We start from the raw sequence: 17,862 nt of genomic DNA, 5'->3' as shown, positions 1-17,862 counted from the left end.
TTAATGCTCATAGAAATGGAAGGAAAAAGATTCGGAAGATTAGTTGTTAAGGGGTATTCCGGCCACTCAGGCAGCGGTAAATCACTATGGCGTTGCCAGTGTGATTGCGGGAAAAATAAGGTGATTCTGGGTGTGAGTCTTAGGCATGGTAAGGCGTTAAGTTGTGGTTGCCTGCAAAAAGAAATCACCTCCAAAAATAGCAAGACTCACGGAATGACAAAATCCAAGGCCTACAACTCATGGTCAGCGATGATGCAGAGATGCACTAATAGAAAGTCAGAAAATTTTGCCAGCTATGGGGGGCGAGGGGTAACAGTTTGCGACCGATGGTTGAAGTTTGAGAACTTCATTTCCGATATGGGAGATCCAAGCAATGGAGAAACTATCGACAGAATAGATGTTAATGGGAATTACGAGCCTTCTAATTGCAGATGGTTGTCGATGAAAGACCAATCAAGAAACAGACGAAACAACAGAATTATACACACTCCAAAAGGAGATATGTGCGTCTCTGAGGCAGCGGAAGTATTTGGCATTGGTGTGCAAACGCTTTTCTACAGATTGAATCACGGGTGGGATACTGAAAGGGCGCTTAACCTTTAACTTTATAGCTACTTCTGAGGTGGCACATGATTACTCTGATATTAGTCGCAGCTTATTTCTGGATGGCTGGCGTTGTATCTGAATGGGCTCATGAAATTCAAGGCAGTAAAGAAACAGTTTCGGGGTATGCAAGGGCATTTTGCATTGGCATTACATGGCCCTATTGGCTTTTCCTGTGCAAATCAGGAGGGCGCACATGATGGATGCAATAGCTTTTTATAGCATCATTGGAATTTACTCAATGGGTTATTTCTCCTGCAAGCTGGATGAAGAGGAAAATATAAGTTCAGCATGGGCGCTGCCATTGGCAATCCTGTGGCCCATTTTAGTTATCGGGGTGTCTATCTTCCGTTTATGGAAATGGTGGCGAAAATGAAAGAGATTGAACACTTTGAATTCGAACTAATTAAGGTTGGCAGGGCATTTGTTAAAGCACTTCAGGATTGTGGAATGTTCGCTGCTGAAATAAAACAGCAAGATGTGATAGCGGCCCGCAAGCCAGCACCAACCGAACCATGGCGACAGAAAGGGAGAAAGCCCTGGAGGCAGCGCCGATGACGCGACGTAGCCCAACCCAGATAGCCATAGACAACCTGATATTCCGCAAGACCTCCAGAACCAAGCCTAAACCCCCAATCCCCGCCAGCGAAATACCCACATATGACCACATATGCGTTTTGCTGCAAGCAAAATTCGACAGAGTAAGGAGAACGCGATGTTAACGCTTAAGCACTTTCTCGATAGGCCAACATGGGCCGCCGCCGCTGGTTATGACTTCAATATCATTGATTGCATGTCATACGCCGCCGCCAGATACGGCGATATCTGGTCAACCCTGCGAGACCATATATTGGACTTTCCCGATATTGAGGTTCGCGAGGTGCCGCTATCGATACTGATCATGCTTGCCGGATTATTCGGGATTGTTGTTTACCCATTCATTTTCTGGATATTTGGCATAATCCTCAACGTTGGGTGTCGGAGAGTTAGAGCCAAATACCATGGGCAGCCTCAATCTGAGGTTGTTCAAGTAAACCTGCGCGACTGGTTGAATAAGTGCGAGAAGAAATTCAACAAAGGCGGTCGCCATGCCTGAACTCCCCCAATCAATATGTATCTTCTGCTTCCTGATGCTTAACAAGGGTGAAACCTACGCTCATCAGAAATGCATTGATAAAGCAGCGAAGGAGGCCGGGAATGATAACCAAACTCCCAAAGAGCCGGAATTGTAAAGTATGCAACGAGAGGTTTAAGCCAGCCGCGATATACGAGTGGTGGTGCTGCGAAAAGCACAAAGATGTGCACATAAAGCAGTTGGCGAAAAAAGCTCATGATGATGCGTTAAGAAAATCTGAACAGCGAAGGCGACAGAAAGAAAAGGAGGAAAGAAAAGAACTTAAAGTTAGGAAGATAAACGCCAAGCCAAAAGCATATTGGACTAAGCAAGCACAGCAAGCCGTCAACGCCTTTGTAAGAGCACGAGATTCAAACCTACCCTGCGTATCATGTGGCAATACTTCAGCAGTACAGTGGGACGCTGGGCACTACAGAACAACCGCAGCAGCACCTCAATTCAGATTCGACCCCCGACAAATCCACAAACAATGTTCAGTATGCAACCAGCACAAGAGCGGGAATATCGTTCCGTACCGTGTCGAGCTGATCAAGCGTATTGGCATTGAAACCGTTGAGGCTATCGAGAATAACCACGAACGCCGGAGTTACACCGTCGAAGAGTTGAAAGGTATTCGTGATTACTACCGGCTGGAATTGAAGCGGCTTAAAGAAACTCAGGAGGCAGCGTGAAACCAACCGCATGGCAGGAACTGGCAAAGGCACCCAGAAAGAGTTATTTGGGTAAATACAAAAAACTTACACCAATGCAGGAGCGATGGATTAAAGCGATCCTTTGCGTATGGGCCGAGGAATTTGGCGGTAGTGGTTACGGTGGGGGAGTGGATGGGGTCGGGATATGGAGATTCATATCTGGATGGAGTGTTGAAGATACGGATAGATTTACCCGAACGCTTGAGGACTTGCGAAAGCTTGGGTATCAGGGGATTGAGTTGCTTACTAAAGCTCAGTCGATTTTATGGCCTAAACGAACTATCAGCGACATGTTACAGCGCGCCAACGATGAGGATGAAGCTGATTTCGTCGAGAAGGCCATTCTTAAAGCTTTTAAAACCGACAATCCAATATATGTGATCGCCTGTAAGTACTATGTTGACAGGAACCCTGTGCAAGATCTCGCAAATTATATGCAATACCAAGTTTCACCCTGGTTGACTAACAAACAGTGCGCAGATCGAGTTAGATGGTGCATTAGTTTATTTGATGCGAAGGTGTATATGGTTCTGCAAGATGATTTAAGGGCCGAGTTAGAGCTAATAAAGTCTGCCGCATAAATTTATTTTCATTTTTACTTGAAAATAAGTAATGAAAGTGTATATTTCATGTAGGCTCGGGAGCAAAAAGCGAAAGAGCGGTGAGTTAGGGAATAAGCGGCGGCCCCTAACTCACAGATACCGCCGAGTTGGTCACTTCGACTTAGGTCTGGAACTCCAACCGTTCTGGCTGAGAGGTCGGTAAAATTAGAAGCCCGAGGTTAACGCCTTGGGCTTTTTGCATTCTACATTCGCGCATACCAATTTTAAGGCTCACTTCGGTGGGCCTTTTTTATTTCCACTACACGCCCAGCCCGTATGGGAGGGGGAGATATGAAAATGCATAACAACCCTGACCTTATGGACATCATTACCCGATGGATAGCCGCACATCGTCCCGAGTTGGGCTATGGCGGGATCGCTGGGATTATCGCCTGGTTACGTGGCCGGTATAACGAGAAGCCATGGCGTAGATGTTTTTTGGATGCACTGATGTGTGCTGCGATAGCTTTTGCGGTGCGTGACCTACTTAATTTCTTCGGGTTATCGACCGACCTCGCATACCTTTCAAGCGTAATTATTGGTTATCTCGGCACGGATTATTTATCCAGCTTGTTCAAGTGGAAAGTAACGGGCCGGCCGATTGAAGAAGGGAAGGGTAATGACAAGTAATTTCAGATTCAGCCAGCGGAGTGAGGGGAACCTCAAAGGCGTTAATGCTGACTTGGTTAGAGTGGTTCGCCGCGCCCTTGAGCTTTCGGCTGTTGATTTCGGCGTTATTGAAGGTGTCCGCACGGTAGAACGGCAAAAAGAGCTGGTGGCCACTGGTAAAAGTCAGACCATGAATAGCCGTCATATCTCCGGCAATGCGGTTGACCTGCTCCCTACTGGTGCCAACTGGAATGATTATAAATGCTGGTTGCCGGTATTGGATGCCATGCACCGCGCTGGTAAAGAGTTGGGTGTTAAGTTGCGTTTCGGTATCACCTGGACAGATAACCCGAATGACAAGCCAGCAAAGTTCTTGGATGCCCCTCACATTGAGATACCCGCATGAAAGAAACCCTATTGAGATTGATAGCCGTCTTACTGGTGATTTCAATTTTAGTCGGCGGCGGGTACTGGTGGGGTAGCGATAGTAAAGATTCGGAATGGTCTCTCAAGTGGACTAAGCGCGATAAAGCTGACCTAACGGCAGAGCTAGCCGCCAAAAAGAGTGCCACCGATAAAGAGGCCCAACTTCAGGCTGCACAATCGGCCGGATTAAAGGCATATCAACAAGGGGTAGTAGATGCTGAGAAAAAAGCAAAAGGCACTATTGCTGCTTACCGTGCTGGCAATATCAAGCTGCAAAAGCGTTTCGAGTGTCTCGCCACTTCAGTTGGGGATATGCCCGTTACTCCCGCCAGTGGACAGCTCACTGATGCAGCCAGAGACTGCGGATTTTCAGACGCAGATGTCGGGTTTCTTATTTCAATCGCTGAACGAGCCGATAAGTTAGTCGAGAAGGTCACAGCGCTGCAAAAGGTTGTCACTGACGACCGCCGAATAATCAATGGTAGTAAATTCGAGTAGGTGGCATTGATGCACAAATTTCTAGCAGTGCACACAGCTTAACAGTATCTAAACGGCGTTGATAATTTATAAATAAAGCCTTGATAAGGCCATTATTTAACTGTATAAAAAAACAGTACAACTACTTATTATTAATAATAATTCATTAATAATTAACAGGTTAATTAAATCATAAGGATTGAAATATGAACGTTCGTTTAGCTGTATTACTTATTGCCGTTGCATCATCATTTTCTGCTGTAGCCGCTTCAGAGAGTGACATTCAGGATGCAAAAGTTATCACTGTCACTACTGATGTCGTGTCTGGTCACCTTAACATTGCCAATGGTCGTAACTGCTTGTCTGAGAATGCACAGGGAAAGCCGGCACTGTTAGCTTGTGAGAGCGCAGAGAAAGTCAGCCCTGAAAAAAGTACTGTTCGTTACATCGTACTGAAAAGCGGTCAATGCCTGTCTGATGCAGGTGGCAAAACACCGGTCATGGCCGTCTGTGATTTTCAGGATAAGAAGCAACAGTGGACAGCCCTTCAAGGTATTGGTACGGATGTCCGTAATATGGCATCAAATAAGTGCCTGACGACCGCAGGGCTGGACAAGCCGGTGACGATGGCTACATGTGCTGGCCTGCCAGCTCAGAATTGGACATTACCTCAGTAAAGTAGCATTACAGGTGGCATTCATTGAGTGCCATCGATAATGCACAACCTAAGCCACTGGCCTTATAAGTCGGTGGTTTTTCTATTTAGGGATAGACCATGGCAACTCTTAAGGATTTATCTAATCAGCTCCAGCAGATTAAAAAACAGCTCCCTTTTGCTGCTGCTCAGGCGCTAACAAGTGTTGCTCGCCAGATTGCAGCCGCTCAGAAGGTGGGTATGCAGCGCAATCTTGATAATCCGACCCCTTTCACTGTTAATTCTGTTGGCTCGTTTGGTGCCCGCAAAGACCGATTACAGGCCAAAGTATTTGTGCGTGATATTGCTGCCAGTTATCTCGAACCGTTCGAGTTCGGCGGCCAGCACAAACTCAATGGTCAGGCGCTGCTTAACCCTAAAAACATAAAGCTTAATAAGTTCGGAAACTTAGCCCGTAATAAAACGCAGCAGCTCAAAGCTAAAGAAAATGTGTTTGTAGGTGAGGTGAATGGCGTTAGTGGTTTCTTCCAGCGTAAGAAAGGGAAGAAAAGCAAAAAGGTTAAGAAGCGTCAGAAGCGCTCTCCTAACGGGGTGCATCGCGCCAGAGAGAAACAAAAAGCACCTAAGCTGCTGATTCAGTTTGGTGACGCATTGGCAGTTAAACCAACGCTTGGATACTTCGACCGAGCGAATGCAATGGCACAGGCTTTAATGCCTGGTGCGTTAAGCCTGGCAATCGAGCAGGCATTGAAGACGGCTAAATAGATGAGGTATCACAGTGAATAACGGCACAATTAAGAATGCACAAATAACATGCGAAACAGGTGGCACGGTGCTTCAGGCTGCATACTTAAACGCTGCTCAGGAAACGCTACAGCAGCTATTGGCCAGTGAGTTAACAGGAAAACAACCCTATCCCATTCTGTATAAGCAAGGCGATGTAGAACAGCGCGCCATTGAATTAGCTCAAGCTGTAGGGAGTGCTTTTACTGCGCTTGATTGCTTACCGGGTCGATTGTCTGATTTACATTCTCGGGCAATTCGCACTGAAGAATTATCATTGAAGCTAGCTCAGACTGTTGCCACATTGCTTGATCGTATTACTGGCACTTCATTAGGTGGGGATTTTGCTGACACCCGTCCTGTCTCGTCAAATCAAATTGGCCGCACTCACACCGCAGTCAGGCGAACAGAGGATTATCTCAATGAAGCGCTGCATGTGTTAGGTGAGATAGATAAGGCGCTTAATTAACACGTTATTAGCCGAGGCGCTGATAAGCAGGTAGCAACTGACTATCCTTTCAGCTCAAAACCGGAATCATTATGAGCCTGTATGACAATCATTATCATCTATAAAAAATGGGTCCCTCCTGAGACCTTTGTAATGTACGGGCATTGCGCGCCCCGTTCTGCGTCTAGCTATCAACTTTTGAAATTTGGGTAACAGGTAACAACTGAGGTAACACATGAACCAGTCAGATTTTGCCAAACTTCACAATGTCAGTCGAAAGACGGTTACGGCGTGGAAGGCGCGTGGGTGGCTGGTTTTAGCGGGTGATGACATTGATGTCGAGGCATCAAATGCCAACATTGAGCGCTTTCGGAAAACTGTTACCCGACCAGAAAAAAAAGTTGCAGGTAACACGCAGGGTAACAAAGCAGGTAACAAGACGGGTAACAGAGCCAAAGGTAACAGACCTGATAAAGATCCGGTGGATTCTCCCGCAGACGTTGTGAAGAAAATGATTGCTGAAAGCGGTGTCGAGATGACAATCGATGAAGCCAGAGAAATGAAAGAAAACTTTCTGGCGCTGCTCACGCGGTTGGAATATGACATTAAATCAGGTCAGGTACTTCCTTACAAAGAGATGATTGAGGCGGTAGGTAGCGAATATTCACGCATGCGTACCCGCCTGATTGCCATCGCTCCCGAACATGGTCCCCGCTTGCGGGTGCTGGCCTCAACCACTAACGATGCGGAGTTTGTTGAAGCACTGCAAGAAGTGGTTTACGAGGCAATGGAGGAGCTAAGCCTTGATAACAATAACAACGGAGAGAGCAGTTGACCCAGCCGCTTGGCAAAACTTCTCCACGGAACTGCATCAACGACGCAAGAACGTAAAGCCACCCGAACCTCTATCATTGAGTGAGTGGGCCAATAAGCATGCGGTATTGTCAAAAGAGACCAGTGCACAGACTGGACGATTTCGCTCTTTTGCTTATCAGGATGGCATTATGGATGCAGTAACTGACCCACTGGTTACTCAGGTGTCCGTCATGAAATCTGCCCGAGTGGGTTACACCAAGATTTTGGATCATGTTATCGGCTATTACCTGGTACATGACCCTTCACCCATTTTAGTTGTGCAACCCCGCGTTGAAGATGCGGAGGATTACAGTAAGACTGAAATTTCTCCCATGCTTAGGGATACCCCTGTTCTCGCTGAGATATCCGGTGATCCGAAAGCCAAAAGCAGTAACCAGACCATCCTTAAAAAGCAGTTTCTCAACGGTTCTAATTTAACGCTGGTAGGGGCAAACAGCCCTGGTGGATTCCGTCGTATAACTTGTCGAATTATTGCTTTTGATGAAGTTGATGGGTATCCGATAGCGGGGGCCGGTGTTGATGGTGACCAGATAGCATTGGGTACCAAGCGTTCAGAGACATTCTGGAATAGAAAAATAATATTAGGCTCAACCCCGACGGTTAAAGGAATTAGCCGCATTGAGAAGGCTTATGCTGAAAGTGATCAGCGTAAATATTATGTTCCATGCCCTCACTGTGGTGAGTTCCAAACGCTGGAATGGGGTGGGCCAACAACGCCTTACGGAATTAAGTGGGATAAAGACTCTGACGGTAATGGATTACCCGATACCGCCTATTATGTTTGCCGCCATAACGGTTGTGTGATCCATCACAACGATAAAGCCGGAATGGTGAAAGCGGGAAGGTGGCAGGCAACTATGCCCTTTAAAGGGCATGCGGGTTTTCATATTTGGGCGGGATACAGTCTCTTCCCTAACGCGGCATGGAAGTATCTGGTTGCCGAGTGGTTGCGGGTAAAATACGACCCTTTGATGCGCCAGACATTTATTAACCTTGTCTTGGGTGAACCCTATGAAGATCGCGGTGAAAAGGCGCTCAGTGAAAAAAGCTTAGCAGAACGTTGTGAGGTTTATTCCGCTGAAGTCCCTGATGGTGTTGCCGTCGTCACCGCCGGTATCGATACACAAGACGGACGACTTGAGATTGAGGTGGTGGGCTGGGGCCGGAATGAAGAAAGCTGGTCTATCGCTTATGACGTTATTGAGGGGGATTTAGAAACTGACGAACCCTGGCGGCGGCTTGATGCTTACCTGAAGCAGACATGGCGGAGAGCGGACGGGCGAGGTTTTACGATTATGGCTGCCTGTCACGACTCAGGCGGGCATCATACACAGAAAGTGTATGAGTTTTCCAAAGAGCGCATTGGACGGCGGATATGGGCGATAAAAGGCGAGTCGGCAAGAGGCGGTAAGCGTTCACCCATCTGGCCAACAAAGCGACCATCTTCTCGGTCAAAGTCTCAATTCAAGCCCATTATACTGGGTGTTAATGCTGCAAAAGACGCCATTCGTTCCCGCCTTCACATGGAGCAACCGGCGGCTGGCATCCCTTCTGCTGGGTATATGCACTACCCAGTTGAGCGTGATTTACACTATTTTAGCCAATTACTTGCAGAGCGCTCCGTTGTTAAAACGGCGGGCGGGCAACGTTATCGTGTTTGGGAATTATTGCCTGGGCGCGCAAATGAGGCATTAGATTGCCGGGTATACAGCTATGCAGCATTGAAAGGGTTGCTGCATTTTGGATTAAATCTTAACCAATATGCTGACAGCCTTTTAAGTCATCCTGAAAAATTACTGCCTCCTTCGGACGTTACAGAAGACAAGCCCAACTTGCGTTTTCCGGGCGTCATTATTCCAGAGTCACAACCCACTACACCCAAAAGTAGAGCCAGAAGGCTGGCGTAAGGATATCCATGTTCAATGCAAACACTAGCCTACTGGCCGGTGCGATGAGTCGCGCCCAATTAGAAGAGGCATTAAACCGAGCGCAGCAAGCCTATATCGAATTATCGTCCGGCGCGAAGGGCGTTTCGTTCTCCTATGCGCAAGGGGATGGCACCCGATCGGTTACCTATCAGCAAACAGATATTGGGATACTCATGGGGTTAATTCAGTTTCTTCAGGCTCAGCTAGGCATCGTTAAGCGTCCACGCAGGGCGATAAGGTTTCGTTACTGATGAAAAACCCAGTAAGGATTTTAGGTCCTGACGGTAGCCCCTTGCCGCCATCCAAATCAAGGGCATCGATGTTGAGTGGTTCCCGAGGGGTTCCGTATGACGCTGCTGATTCATTCAGTGATTCTATGGCCAATTGGCAGCCGTCCTTGTGGTCACCGGATAACGAAATCAATACCTCCCGCGATCAGGTTGTTGCCCGCGTTCGCGACATGGTACGTAACGATGGTTGGGCCTCGGGCAGCGTTACCCGCATTTTGGATAATGCCGTTGGTGCGTCTTTCCGGCCGCTTGCCAAGGTTGATTACCGGACTTTGGCACTGATGACCGGGAACCCTAAATTTGACGCGAAATGGGCTGATGAATATGGACGGGCCATTGAATCAGGCTGGCGAACGTGGGCGAATGATCCGAACCGGTATTGTGATGTGGAAAGGAAGAAAACAGTCGCCCAACTACTACGGCTTGGTTTTCGCCACAAACTGACTGACGGTGATGCGCTCTGCGTTATGCAATATCGACCTGACCGTCTTGGCTATGGGCGTGCGCAGTATGCCACGACCATGCAGATAATTGACCCGGATAGATTAAGCAACCCTCAGCAAAATTTCGACATGCCGAATATTCGTGGTGGGGTAGAGATTGATGAGGATGGGGTGCCTATTGCTTATCACATCCGAAAAGCTCACATGGGCGACTGGTGGAGCGGTAAAGAAACCATGACCTGGGAGCGTATCCCGCGTGAAACTGACTGGGGCCGCCCAATCGTCATCCATGATTTTGATAGTGACCGGGCCTCCCAGCATCGGGGTATCAGTATTTTCACCCCCATCGTTCAGCGTCTTAAAATGCTGATTAAGTACGATGAGGTTGAGTTGCAGTCGTCAATCCTGAACTCCATTTTTGCCGCCTTTATCACATCACCTTATGACCCGAGTTTAGTGGCGGAAGCCCTTGATACGGGTGAGGAAGTTAACCGTTATCAAGACATGCGCCGTGAGTATCACGATGAAAAACGCCTGTCACTACAGAGTGGCGCACGTATTCCGATACTGGCACCCGGTGAGGAGATGACCACCCTTAACGCGGTTCGACCAACCAGTAACTTTGTGGCTTTTGAAAGCGCGGCGTTACGTAACATCGCCGCATCATTGGGAATTTCTACCCAGCAACTGACACAAGACTGGTCAGATGTTAACTACAGCTCAGCCCGTTCCGCCATGTTGGAAGCTTGGAAAACCCTGACCCGCCGGCGCGATGATTTTGCTACAGGTTTCGCCCAGCCAATATTGTCGTGTTTTATCGAAGAATTGCATGATTTAGGTGAGGTTCCCTTACCTGCGGGCGCGCCTGATTTTCTCACCGCTAAGGCGGCATATTGCCGTGCTCAGTGGATGGGGCCCGGTCGTGGTTGGGTTGATCCTGTGGCTGAGAAGAAAGGGGCTATTCTCGGGATGGAAGCTGGATTGTCTACTCTCGAAATGGAAGCCGCTGAGAACGTGGGTGAAGACTGGGAAGAACTGCTGGATCAGCGCCAGCGAGAACGTGAGGCATACATTGAGCGTGGGTTGCCTATCCCTACATGGCTGCAAGCTGACACCTTTGCACCTGATCAACAACAAAAACCGGAGGCACAGTGAATCTTCCACATTTAGCCCAGCGGCTCTTTAACACCCCGCTGGCACTTCATCCGCACAAGGCTGAAGTCGTTATGGCGGCATTGACTGACCGGTTCGGTCTGACGCGCATTCAGTCTAATGCCGATTGGGCCGACGAAGAGGATGATTTCTTTTCACGCAAGGGTCGTGATTGTGGCTATGACGTTATCGAGGGCGTGGCGGTCATTCCGATTCAGGGCACGTTGGTGCAAAAGTTAGGCACCCTGCGACCTTATAGCGGCATGACAGGCTATGACGGTATTCGGGCCAGCTTTCTGACAGCAATGAATGATGATGCGGTGAAGGGCATTTGTTTTGATATCGATTCACCGGGCGGTGAAGTCGCCGGTTGTTTTGATTTGGTCGATGAAATTTATGCCGCCCGAGGCGCTAAACCCATTTGGTCAATCCTGTCCGAAAATGCTTATTCGGCTGCTTATGCGCTGGCCAGTGCAGCGGATCGGATTATCGTTCCTCGCACCGGCGGGGTTGGTTCTATCGGCGTCATCGTGATGCATGTTGACTGGTCGCAGCGCATAAAAAGCGATGGGGTACAGGTCACGATAATCACTTTTGGCAGCAGAAAAGCCGAATCAAATCCCTACGAAGCATTAAGCGAAGAGGCAAAGAAGTCCATTCAGTCTGATGTTGACGAGATGGGCCGCTTGTTCGTGAATACCGTTTCCCGCAATCGCGGGATAGCAGAGAGAACCATCAGAGACACTGAGGCGGCATGTTTCTTAGCGGCTGATGGTGTGCAGTTGGGGCTGGCTGATCAAGTTGCCCCGCCTGATGTCGCATTCCGCGATTTATTAACATTGGTTGGAGAAAAGTAATGGCGAAAATTAAAGGTTTTACACACCTGTTTGGCTTGGGTGCCAAAGCAACAGAAGAGACCGAAGACGATAAGAACAAGGCCAAAAAAGCCAAGGGTCGTCAGGCTGAAGAGGATGAAAAAGACCCTGATGCCGAAGAGAATGACGACGACAATAGCCCTGATGATCAGGATGAAAAAGACCCTAACGCAGAAGACGACAGCGATGATGCTGATGCGGATGAAGGGAGTGACGATGATGGTGATGATGATAACGAAGACCGTAACGTCAAAAAAGGCCGCAGTGCTGAACGCCAGCGCTGTGCGCGTATCTTTGGCAGTAAACATGCTACCGGGCGCGGAGATTTAGCTGTTTCTCTGGCGCTTAATTCCGGCATGAGTTCTGCCGCTGTGATCCGTGTTCTTGCCTCCACCGCAGCTACTTCACCTGCATTAGCCCCTCGTAAACGTTCTTTGGATGAGCGGATGCAAGCCCACGGTAATGCACAGCCCGGACAAGACACCGCTGCCGCATCAAAAGGCGCGTCACTGGTCAATAAGATGACCAGCCTCTATGACTCTGCAAAAGGTAAAAAATAATGGATAACTTTGGACAAAATGCATTTCAACCGGGCATGCGCTCATCGTTGTTTATGCCAGACCAGTTAGTCTCTGGGACATTACAACTGGTCACTGATACTGGCGTTATTGCTCAGGCGGCTGCGATACATTTGCGGGGCACAGTGTTGGGTAAAATTACGGCATCAGGTGAGTACGTCAAGTCTGTTAAGACCGCCACCGATGGCAGTGAGGTTCCGGTCGCCATCCTCGTTGATGATGTGGATACGACAACAACATCTCAGCGCGGAGGCGTTTATTTGATGGGGCAATTCAATCAAAACCGCATTATTCATGATGCTTCATGGACGCTGGCTGAATTAAAAACCGATCTACGGACCTACTCAATCTTCCTCGAAGACAGTATCCAGGCTCCAGTCTAAAACCTAAATTCCTTACTTTGCACCCAATGCCATTCACCTGGTAGGGGCTTACTCGTCCTCAATCTTTGTCTGGCGGCTCTGGCTGCCAGAAAATCAAAAGAGACACTACATGAATATTTTTGATACCAACGCGTTGGTTCAGGTTGTTCCTAACCTAAAAACTAGCCAAAACTGGCTATTGGATCGCTTCTTTCCCAACATCGTTACCTATGAGACTGAAGAGGTTTCAATTGATGTGGACATCGGTAAGCGCCGTCTGGCGCCTTTTGTCTCGCCGTTAGTCGCCGGTCATTTGGTTGAAAGCCGAAAATATCAGACCAATACCTTTAAGCCTGCTTACATTAAAGATGTGCGGGTTCCAGATCTGCGCAAACCAATCCGACGTCAAATGGGTGAACGTATTGGGGGGGAGTTCACCGCGACTGAACGTGAGATGCTCAATATTCAATTTGAAATGGAAGATCAAGTTGACATGATCAACCGTCGTATGGAATGGATGGCGGCCAGTGCACTGACTAAAGCAAAAATCATGGTCGTGGGGGAAGGGTTTGAAACGGCTGAGATTGACTTTGGCCGCTCAAGTTCTCTGACGATTACGCTGAGTGGGTCAGATAAATGGCCTTTATCTGTTCCCGCAGGCACGACAAATACCCAGCCATCAGATGATATTGAAGACTGGCAAACATTGATGTTGAAAGAGTCTGGGGCGGTGGCCACTGACCTGGTATTTACGACCACTTCATGGAAAGCGTTCCGTCTGGATACCACCATTAAGGACAATGCTATTACATTCCCAGCATTGAGTCCGTTTGGTAATCAGGTCGATGCCGGTCCGCGAATCAATAAAGGCGCAGTCTATAAAGGTCGCTGGGGCAACTTTGATTTGTGGTTGTATAACGACTGGTTCGTTGATCCCGTTGATGGCATTGAAAAGCCGATGATCCCCGATGGTGCCGTATTGATGTCAGGTGCTGATCTAATGGGTACTCGCGCCTTTGGTGTCATTCTTGACCCCGCGTTTAATTATGGGCCTTTGGCGTTCGCACCTAAATCATGGGTTATGCCTAACCCCGCCCAGCGTTATTTGATGATGCAATCTGCCCCGTTGGTGATCCCAAGCCGGGTTAATGCCTCACTCTGTGCGACGGTGGTGTGATATGGCAACAAAAACACCGAGCAAGCAGCAAGCCAGCATCAACGAACTGGGCGGCTTGCCGCCCGAGTTCGCGGCTGATACCCAACAGGAACAGAATGATGAAAAAGTTCTTTCTGAATCTGATGTTCATGAAAACTCAGCAGAGAGTGAGATGGGGGATGATGATTCTGCTGACGAATCTGACGAGTTGGAGGTTGTTGTCGTAAAAGGCCAGACTCTGCGCCATAGCGGGAAAACTTATGCGGAGAATAGCCGTTTATTCCTGCTACATGATGATGCTGAACGACTGATTAGCCTGGGCGTGGTTGCTGATGTGAAATCCTTACGGCAGCAGGCAGCTAGCACTATTGGCCCCTCAATAACCGTCGATGATGGTGTGAAGATAAATCGAGGTGGCTGATGGGTATCAACTGGGATCAGCATCTTCTTGCACCCCTACAAGCGGTATTTGGTGACCCGGTTGATTACCGGCCTGATGGTGGTAAGCCAACTTATACCATCAGCGGCATCTTTGATCGGGCTTATACCACCATTGATACGCTGGATGACGGTAGCACCATTAACACCACCAATCCCGTTTTAGGGGTAAGAGACAGTGAGTTTCGTTCACCACCTAAACAGGGGGACCGGGTATTTATTGGCATCGTTGCTAATGAGCCGGTCAATACCTTGTTTGTTGTAGCAGATGTTCAGCCAGACAGTCACGGCGGCAGCAAACTCATTCTTAATCGGACAAGATCATGAATACAGCGCAAGTCAGGCAACTGGTTGTTGATGCCATTATCGGAAATACAGATGCGGGAAACCGCGTCTACTCCCCGCGTGACTGGCCAACCACTGAGGAGTTGTATCCGGTTATCTTGGTGCAAACCCTTATCGAGGAAAAACAGTCATTAGGCCGCAACGCCCCGCAGTTCAACACCATTACCACCGTGCGTATCACTGGGCGATTGCAGGAGCTTGACGGCGAAAATGTGAATGATGGGGCGAATAAGGCAGAGCTGGCGCTCGAACGGTTGCGAGAACAAATTGAGCGGGCGGTGATAAACAGTTATGACCTCACTCGTCAGATACAGCAGTTTGCCCGAGTCCGTTCAACCATTGCTCTGGATTCGGGTGGTGAAGGGCATATGGCTCAATTATTGATGGAACTGGATATCGAGTATTACCAGGGGCCGGAAGACTTCTATCCCATTAATGCCGACAGATTAGACGGTATGGATGTCACGATCGCCATGCCAGATGGCACTACCGAACCCGTAGTTTCAATCAACTTCCCGGAGTAAACCTTATGATTGTTAAACCCGTAGCCGGTCGCACTGTACGCGACCCGGTTAAGGGCACCTTTTTGCCTGAATCCGGCTCTGAGGTTCCCGATAATTCATTTTGGCGTCGTCGTTTAAACGACGGTGATGTGGTGCGCGAACAGCCTAAAGAGGCTAAACCTGCGCCAGAAACCACCAAAGCGGAGAAAACCAAATAATGACTATTCCTTTTAATAATATTCCGAGCAATCTTCGGACACCGCTTTTCTTCGCTGAATTTGATAACTCACAGGCGAACACGGCGACAACGACGCAGCGAACTTTAATCATCGGCCAGATGTTGGCTTCAGGCTCGTTACCTGCGGATATTCCGGTACTGGTTTCCTCAGTGGCTACCGTGGCGGGGCAAGCTGGTGCAGGTTCAATGTTGCATGGTCAGATGGCTGCATACTTAGCGAATGACATCGCCGGTGAGATCTACATTTTACCGTTGAGCGATGCGGAATCCATGGTTGCGGCAACGGGTAAGATTACCGTGACCACGCAGGCATCAGCAACTGGGGTTATCTCTCTGTATATCGCGGGTATTCGGGTGCAAGTCGCGGTGGTGGCGACTGATGAGGTGGCAGAGATTGCCACTGCATTAACTTCCGCCATCAATGCCGCCAGCGCCTTGCCTGTCACTGCTGCTGCGGTGGCGGCGGTCATCACGCTCACCGCTAAAAACAAAGGTGCCCACGGTAACACGATTGATTTGCGGCTGAACTATTTGGGTAGCGCCGGTGGCGAAACAACACCAGATAGCCTGGTACTGACATTTACGCCAATGGCTGGCGGTGCGGGTGCGCCTGAACTGGATGATGCGCTGGCTAATTTGCAGGACAGGACCTTTGATTTCATTATCAATCCATACACTGACACTGCGTCACTGAATAAAATCAAAGACTTCTTGTCAGACAGTACCGGTCGCTGGAGTTATGCCGAGCAGCTCTATGGCCATAGCTTTGCGGCTCAATCGGGGACTTATGGACAACTGACAGCCGCAGGCGAATTACGCAATGATCAGCATGCTTCTCTGTTGGGGGTAAATGGCTCGCCAACACCAAGCTATATCTGGTCAGCGGCTTATGTTGGCGCTATTGCGCAAAGTCTGCGTAACGACCCCGGCCGCCCGTTACAAACCTTGGCAATCAGTGGCGTACTGGCTCCCCCACTGGCCAGCCGCTTTACCCTGACCGAGCGTAATAACCTGCTGCACAGCGGGATATCCACGGTCACTACCACCGACGATGGTACGGTACAGGTAGAAAACATCATCACCACCTACCAAAAGAACAAGTATGGCGCGGAAGATGACAGCTATTTGCAGATTGAGACCTTATTCCTGCTGATGTTTGTCACTCGATTCCTGCGTACTCAGGTAACGTCGAAATTCGCCCGTATGAAGCTGGCGGCCGATGGCACCCGTTTTGCCCCCGGCTCGGCGATTATTACCCCGAACGTGATCCGCGCTGAATTGATTGCCCAGTACCAGACGTTGGAATTTAACGGCTATGTGCAGGATGCCAAAGGGTTTGCCAAGGGATTGAAGGTCGAAAAAAGCGCCAGTAACCCGAATAGAGTTGATGTGCTGTGGACCGGTGTCCTGATCAATCAGTTGCGTATCTTCGCTGTTCTCAACCAATTCCGCCTCCAGGCATCAGCATAAGGATTCATTATCATGGGTGATACATCCAATCGCCTCGCGGGAACAGCTTATGTCACCGTTGACGGCCTGACCATCATGGTTGCGGGGCAATTTAAATACAGCCCCTCAAAATTCAAGCGTGAAACCCTGACGGGAATGGATGGGGTGCATGGTTATAAAGAAACCTTTAGCGCCCCGTTTATTTCCTGCCAAATCCGTGACAGTGGCGGCACGTCGATCAGCGATTTTAACGACCAGACCAATGTCAATATTGTCTGTGAATTGGCCAATGGCAAAACGATTATCGGCAGTGGTATGTGGTCGGTAAATACCCAAGAAGTAGATAGCACCGAGGCGACTGCTGATATTCGCTGGGAAGGTGGTTCTGTATCGGTGACGGAGAACTAAGATGTCTGAACTGGAACGCACTAAAACAATCCCCCTCGTTAAGCCTATTTCTCATGAAGCCACTAAAACCACCTATGAGGCTATCGAACTCAGTGAGCCGATATTGATTCAGGTTCAGCAGTTTTATGACGAACAGGCTAAATCTGGTGCACTCAGTGCGATGGGGCTGCTTATTTCGCTGGTGTCGAATGTACCGCGTGAAGCCATCAAAAAGATGGCTTTTACCGACTATAAAGCCTGTGAGGTCTACATGATGGGTTTTTTAGCCTACTCCCCTCAGGTGGAGAATGGGGTAACGAACTAGCAGATGTGACCTATTACTATGGGTGGGGACCAGCAGATGCCTGGTCCCTGACCTATAGCCGATTACAGTGGTGGTATCAGCAGGCGG

The 17,862-nt window shown here is 48.9% G+C and carries 27 protein-coding genes; 26 read left to right on the top strand and 1 reads right to left on the bottom strand.

Annotation, left to right across the window (positions count from 1 at the left end; translation table 11 throughout):
* Positions 1–3 precede the first annotated feature (3 nt).
* Positions 4–603, top strand: coding sequence for a hypothetical protein (locus V1955_RS16895; RefSeq protein WP_442821190.1), 600 nt, complete (start codon positions 4–6; stop codon positions 601–603).
* Positions 604–799: 196 nt separating this feature from the next.
* Positions 800–979 (top strand): hypothetical protein, encoded by a 180-nt coding sequence (locus V1955_RS16890; RefSeq protein WP_442821189.1) that lies wholly within the window; start codon positions 800–802, stop codon positions 977–979.
* 51 nt (positions 980–1,030) lie between these two features.
* Here V1955_RS16890 and V1955_RS16885 read toward each other — a convergent pair whose 3' ends face one another.
* The gene (locus V1955_RS16885) at positions 1,031–1,273 is read right to left on the bottom strand and encodes a hypothetical protein (protein ID WP_442821188.1); all 243 of its coding nucleotides are present in this window, start codon (positions 1,271–1,273) and stop codon (positions 1,031–1,033) included.
* A gap of 45 nt (positions 1,274–1,318) precedes the next feature.
* Here V1955_RS16885 and V1955_RS16880 point away from each other — a divergent pair, with 45 nt between their 5' ends.
* The 24 genes from V1955_RS16880 (at position 1,319) to V1955_RS16765 (ending at position 17,775) form a co-directional block, all read left to right on the top strand.
* On the top strand, positions 1,319–1,699 hold the full coding sequence (locus tag V1955_RS16880; RefSeq protein WP_442821187.1) for a hypothetical protein: 381 nt from the start codon (positions 1,319–1,321) through the stop codon (positions 1,697–1,699).
* A 101-nt stretch (positions 1,700–1,800) separates the two neighbouring features.
* A complete protein-coding gene (locus V1955_RS16875) occupies positions 1,801–2,409 on the top strand; it encodes a recombination protein NinG (RefSeq protein WP_442821186.1) in 609 nt (202 codons plus the stop codon).
* Positions 2,406–3,011, top strand: coding sequence for a hypothetical protein (locus V1955_RS16870; protein WP_042562423.1), 606 nt, complete (start codon positions 2,406–2,408; stop codon positions 3,009–3,011). Before V1955_RS16875 ends, V1955_RS16870 begins: the two co-directional genes overlap by 4 nt.
* 312 nt (positions 3,012–3,323) lie before the next feature.
* Complete coding sequence (locus V1955_RS16865; RefSeq protein ID WP_442820990.1) at positions 3,324–3,662, top strand: phage holin, lambda family; 339 nt, start codon at positions 3,324–3,326, stop codon at positions 3,660–3,662.
* Complete coding sequence (locus V1955_RS16860) at positions 3,652–4,047, top strand: M15 family metallopeptidase (protein ID WP_442821185.1); 396 nt, start codon at positions 3,652–3,654, stop codon at positions 4,045–4,047. The genes V1955_RS16865 and V1955_RS16860 overlap by 11 nt, the downstream gene beginning before the upstream one ends.
* Positions 4,044–4,565, top strand: a complete 522-nt coding sequence (locus V1955_RS16855) for a DUF2514 family protein (RefSeq protein ID WP_442821184.1) — start codon at positions 4,044–4,046, stop codon at positions 4,563–4,565. The genes V1955_RS16860 and V1955_RS16855 overlap by 4 nt, the downstream gene beginning before the upstream one ends.
* 185 nt (positions 4,566–4,750) lie before the next feature.
* Complete coding sequence (locus V1955_RS16850) at positions 4,751–5,221, top strand: ricin-type beta-trefoil lectin domain protein (RefSeq protein WP_442821183.1); 471 nt, start codon at positions 4,751–4,753, stop codon at positions 5,219–5,221.
* Between the two features lie 98 nt (positions 5,222–5,319).
* Complete coding sequence (locus tag V1955_RS16845) at positions 5,320–5,964, top strand: hypothetical protein (protein ID WP_420072078.1); 645 nt, start codon at positions 5,320–5,322, stop codon at positions 5,962–5,964.
* Between the two features lie 13 nt (positions 5,965–5,977).
* On the top strand, positions 5,978–6,451 hold the full coding sequence (locus V1955_RS16840; protein WP_420072077.1) for a hypothetical protein: 474 nt from the start codon (positions 5,978–5,980) through the stop codon (positions 6,449–6,451).
* Between the two features lie 214 nt (positions 6,452–6,665).
* Entirely contained in the window at positions 6,666–7,265 is a 600-nt protein-coding gene (locus V1955_RS16835) for an RNA polymerase subunit sigma-70 (protein ID WP_420072076.1), read from the top strand.
* The gene (locus V1955_RS16830; RefSeq protein ID WP_420072075.1) at positions 7,234–9,213 is read left to right on the top strand and encodes a phage terminase large subunit family protein; all 1,980 of its coding nucleotides are present in this window, start codon (positions 7,234–7,236) and stop codon (positions 9,211–9,213) included. The genes V1955_RS16835 and V1955_RS16830 overlap by 32 nt, the downstream gene beginning before the upstream one ends.
* Before the next feature lie 8 nt (positions 9,214–9,221).
* Positions 9,222–9,485, top strand: a complete 264-nt coding sequence (gene gpW / locus V1955_RS16825) for a gpW family head-tail joining protein (RefSeq protein WP_420072074.1) — start codon at positions 9,222–9,224, stop codon at positions 9,483–9,485.
* Positions 9,485–11,122, top strand: a complete 1,638-nt coding sequence (locus tag V1955_RS16820) for a phage portal protein (protein WP_420072073.1) — start codon at positions 9,485–9,487, stop codon at positions 11,120–11,122. The genes gpW and V1955_RS16820 overlap by 1 nt, the downstream gene beginning before the upstream one ends.
* Positions 11,119–11,976 (top strand): S49 family peptidase, encoded by an 858-nt coding sequence (locus tag V1955_RS16815; protein WP_420072072.1) that lies wholly within the window; start codon positions 11,119–11,121, stop codon positions 11,974–11,976. The genes V1955_RS16820 and V1955_RS16815 overlap by 4 nt, the downstream gene beginning before the upstream one ends.
* Positions 11,976–12,554: a DNA primase gene (locus V1955_RS16810; protein ID WP_420072071.1), complete on the top strand. Its 579-nt coding sequence runs from the start codon at positions 11,976–11,978 to the stop codon at positions 12,552–12,554. The genes V1955_RS16815 and V1955_RS16810 overlap by 1 nt, the downstream gene beginning before the upstream one ends.
* Positions 12,554–12,955: a head decoration protein gene (locus tag V1955_RS16805; RefSeq protein ID WP_050097012.1), complete on the top strand. Its 402-nt coding sequence runs from the start codon at positions 12,554–12,556 to the stop codon at positions 12,953–12,955. The genes V1955_RS16810 and V1955_RS16805 overlap by 1 nt, the downstream gene beginning before the upstream one ends.
* A gap of 109 nt (positions 12,956–13,064) precedes the next feature.
* Positions 13,065–14,111: a major capsid protein gene (locus V1955_RS16800; protein WP_442821182.1), complete on the top strand. Its 1,047-nt coding sequence runs from the start codon at positions 13,065–13,067 to the stop codon at positions 14,109–14,111.
* A gap of 1 nt (position 14,112) precedes the next feature.
* A complete protein-coding gene (locus V1955_RS16795) occupies positions 14,113–14,511 on the top strand; it encodes a hypothetical protein (protein WP_442821181.1) in 399 nt (132 codons plus the stop codon).
* Entirely contained in the window at positions 14,511–14,855 is a 345-nt protein-coding gene (locus V1955_RS16790; RefSeq protein WP_226720283.1) for a head-tail joining protein, read from the top strand. The genes V1955_RS16795 and V1955_RS16790 overlap by 1 nt, the downstream gene beginning before the upstream one ends.
* Complete coding sequence (locus V1955_RS16785; protein ID WP_442821180.1) at positions 14,852–15,397, top strand: ATP-binding protein; 546 nt, start codon at positions 14,852–14,854, stop codon at positions 15,395–15,397. Before V1955_RS16790 ends, V1955_RS16785 begins: the two co-directional genes overlap by 4 nt.
* A gap of 5 nt (positions 15,398–15,402) precedes the next feature.
* Complete coding sequence (locus V1955_RS16780; protein ID WP_083159848.1) at positions 15,403–15,594, top strand: DUF2635 domain-containing protein; 192 nt, start codon at positions 15,403–15,405, stop codon at positions 15,592–15,594.
* Entirely contained in the window at positions 15,594–17,084 is a 1,491-nt protein-coding gene (locus V1955_RS16775) for a phage tail sheath subtilisin-like domain-containing protein (protein ID WP_442821179.1), read from the top strand. The genes V1955_RS16780 and V1955_RS16775 overlap by 1 nt, the downstream gene beginning before the upstream one ends.
* A gap of 12 nt (positions 17,085–17,096) precedes the next feature.
* Positions 17,097–17,471, top strand: coding sequence for a phage tail tube protein (locus V1955_RS16770; RefSeq protein WP_049602789.1), 375 nt, complete (start codon positions 17,097–17,099; stop codon positions 17,469–17,471).
* Position 17,472: 1 nt separating this feature from the next.
* Positions 17,473–17,775, top strand: a complete 303-nt coding sequence (locus V1955_RS16765; RefSeq protein WP_080608340.1) for a phage tail assembly protein — start codon at positions 17,473–17,475, stop codon at positions 17,773–17,775.
* The last annotated feature ends 87 nt before the right edge of the window (positions 17,776–17,862 follow it).

This window comes from Yersinia sp. 2545 StPb PI, from assembly GCF_052217125.1.
Lineage (GTDB): Bacteria > Pseudomonadota > Gammaproteobacteria > Enterobacterales > Enterobacteriaceae > Yersinia > Yersinia enterocolitica_E.
The sequence above is the reverse complement of the archived record's forward strand: the minus strand, read 5'-3'. Positions and strand labels throughout refer to the sequence as shown.

Bases quoted from the DNA above. Each gene is read 5' to 3' on its own strand.
- V1955_RS16895 (WP_442821190.1), top strand. From the start codon at position 4: ATGCTCATAGAAATGGAAGGAAAAAGATTCGGAAGATTAGTTGTTAAG.
- V1955_RS16890 (WP_442821189.1), top strand. From the start codon at position 800: ATGATGGATGCAATAGCTTTTTATAGCATCATTGGAATTTACTCAATG.
- V1955_RS16885 (WP_442821188.1), bottom strand. From the start codon at position 1,273: ATGTGGTCATATGTGGGTATTTCGCTGGCGGGGATTGGGGGTTTAGGC.
- V1955_RS16880 (WP_442821187.1), top strand. From the start codon at position 1,319: ATGTTAACGCTTAAGCACTTTCTCGATAGGCCAACATGGGCCGCCGCC.
- V1955_RS16875 (WP_442821186.1), top strand. From the start codon at position 1,801: ATGATAACCAAACTCCCAAAGAGCCGGAATTGTAAAGTATGCAACGAG.
- V1955_RS16865 (WP_442820990.1), top strand. From the start codon at position 3,324: ATGAAAATGCATAACAACCCTGACCTTATGGACATCATTACCCGATGG.
- V1955_RS16860 (WP_442821185.1), top strand. From the start codon at position 3,652: ATGACAAGTAATTTCAGATTCAGCCAGCGGAGTGAGGGGAACCTCAAA.
- V1955_RS16855 (WP_442821184.1), top strand. From the start codon at position 4,044: ATGAAAGAAACCCTATTGAGATTGATAGCCGTCTTACTGGTGATTTCA.
- V1955_RS16850 (WP_442821183.1), top strand. From the start codon at position 4,751: ATGAACGTTCGTTTAGCTGTATTACTTATTGCCGTTGCATCATCATTT.
- V1955_RS16845 (WP_420072078.1), top strand. From the start codon at position 5,320: ATGGCAACTCTTAAGGATTTATCTAATCAGCTCCAGCAGATTAAAAAA.
- V1955_RS16835 (WP_420072076.1), top strand. From the start codon at position 6,666: ATGAACCAGTCAGATTTTGCCAAACTTCACAATGTCAGTCGAAAGACG.
- gpW (WP_420072074.1), top strand. From the start codon at position 9,222: ATGTTCAATGCAAACACTAGCCTACTGGCCGGTGCGATGAGTCGCGCC.
- V1955_RS16820 (WP_420072073.1), top strand. From the start codon at position 9,485: ATGAAAAACCCAGTAAGGATTTTAGGTCCTGACGGTAGCCCCTTGCCG.
- V1955_RS16810 (WP_420072071.1), top strand. From the start codon at position 11,976: ATGGCGAAAATTAAAGGTTTTACACACCTGTTTGGCTTGGGTGCCAAA.
- V1955_RS16805 (WP_050097012.1), top strand. From the start codon at position 12,554: ATGGATAACTTTGGACAAAATGCATTTCAACCGGGCATGCGCTCATCG.
- V1955_RS16800 (WP_442821182.1), top strand. From the start codon at position 13,065: ATGAATATTTTTGATACCAACGCGTTGGTTCAGGTTGTTCCTAACCTA.
- V1955_RS16795 (WP_442821181.1), top strand. From the start codon at position 14,113: ATGGCAACAAAAACACCGAGCAAGCAGCAAGCCAGCATCAACGAACTG.
- V1955_RS16790 (WP_226720283.1), top strand. From the start codon at position 14,511: ATGGGTATCAACTGGGATCAGCATCTTCTTGCACCCCTACAAGCGGTA.
- V1955_RS16785 (WP_442821180.1), top strand. From the start codon at position 14,852: ATGAATACAGCGCAAGTCAGGCAACTGGTTGTTGATGCCATTATCGGA.
- V1955_RS16780 (WP_083159848.1), top strand. From the start codon at position 15,403: ATGATTGTTAAACCCGTAGCCGGTCGCACTGTACGCGACCCGGTTAAG.
- V1955_RS16775 (WP_442821179.1), top strand. From the start codon at position 15,594: ATGACTATTCCTTTTAATAATATTCCGAGCAATCTTCGGACACCGCTT.
- V1955_RS16770 (WP_049602789.1), top strand. From the start codon at position 17,097: ATGGGTGATACATCCAATCGCCTCGCGGGAACAGCTTATGTCACCGTT.
- V1955_RS16765 (WP_080608340.1), top strand. From the start codon at position 17,473: ATGTCTGAACTGGAACGCACTAAAACAATCCCCCTCGTTAAGCCTATT.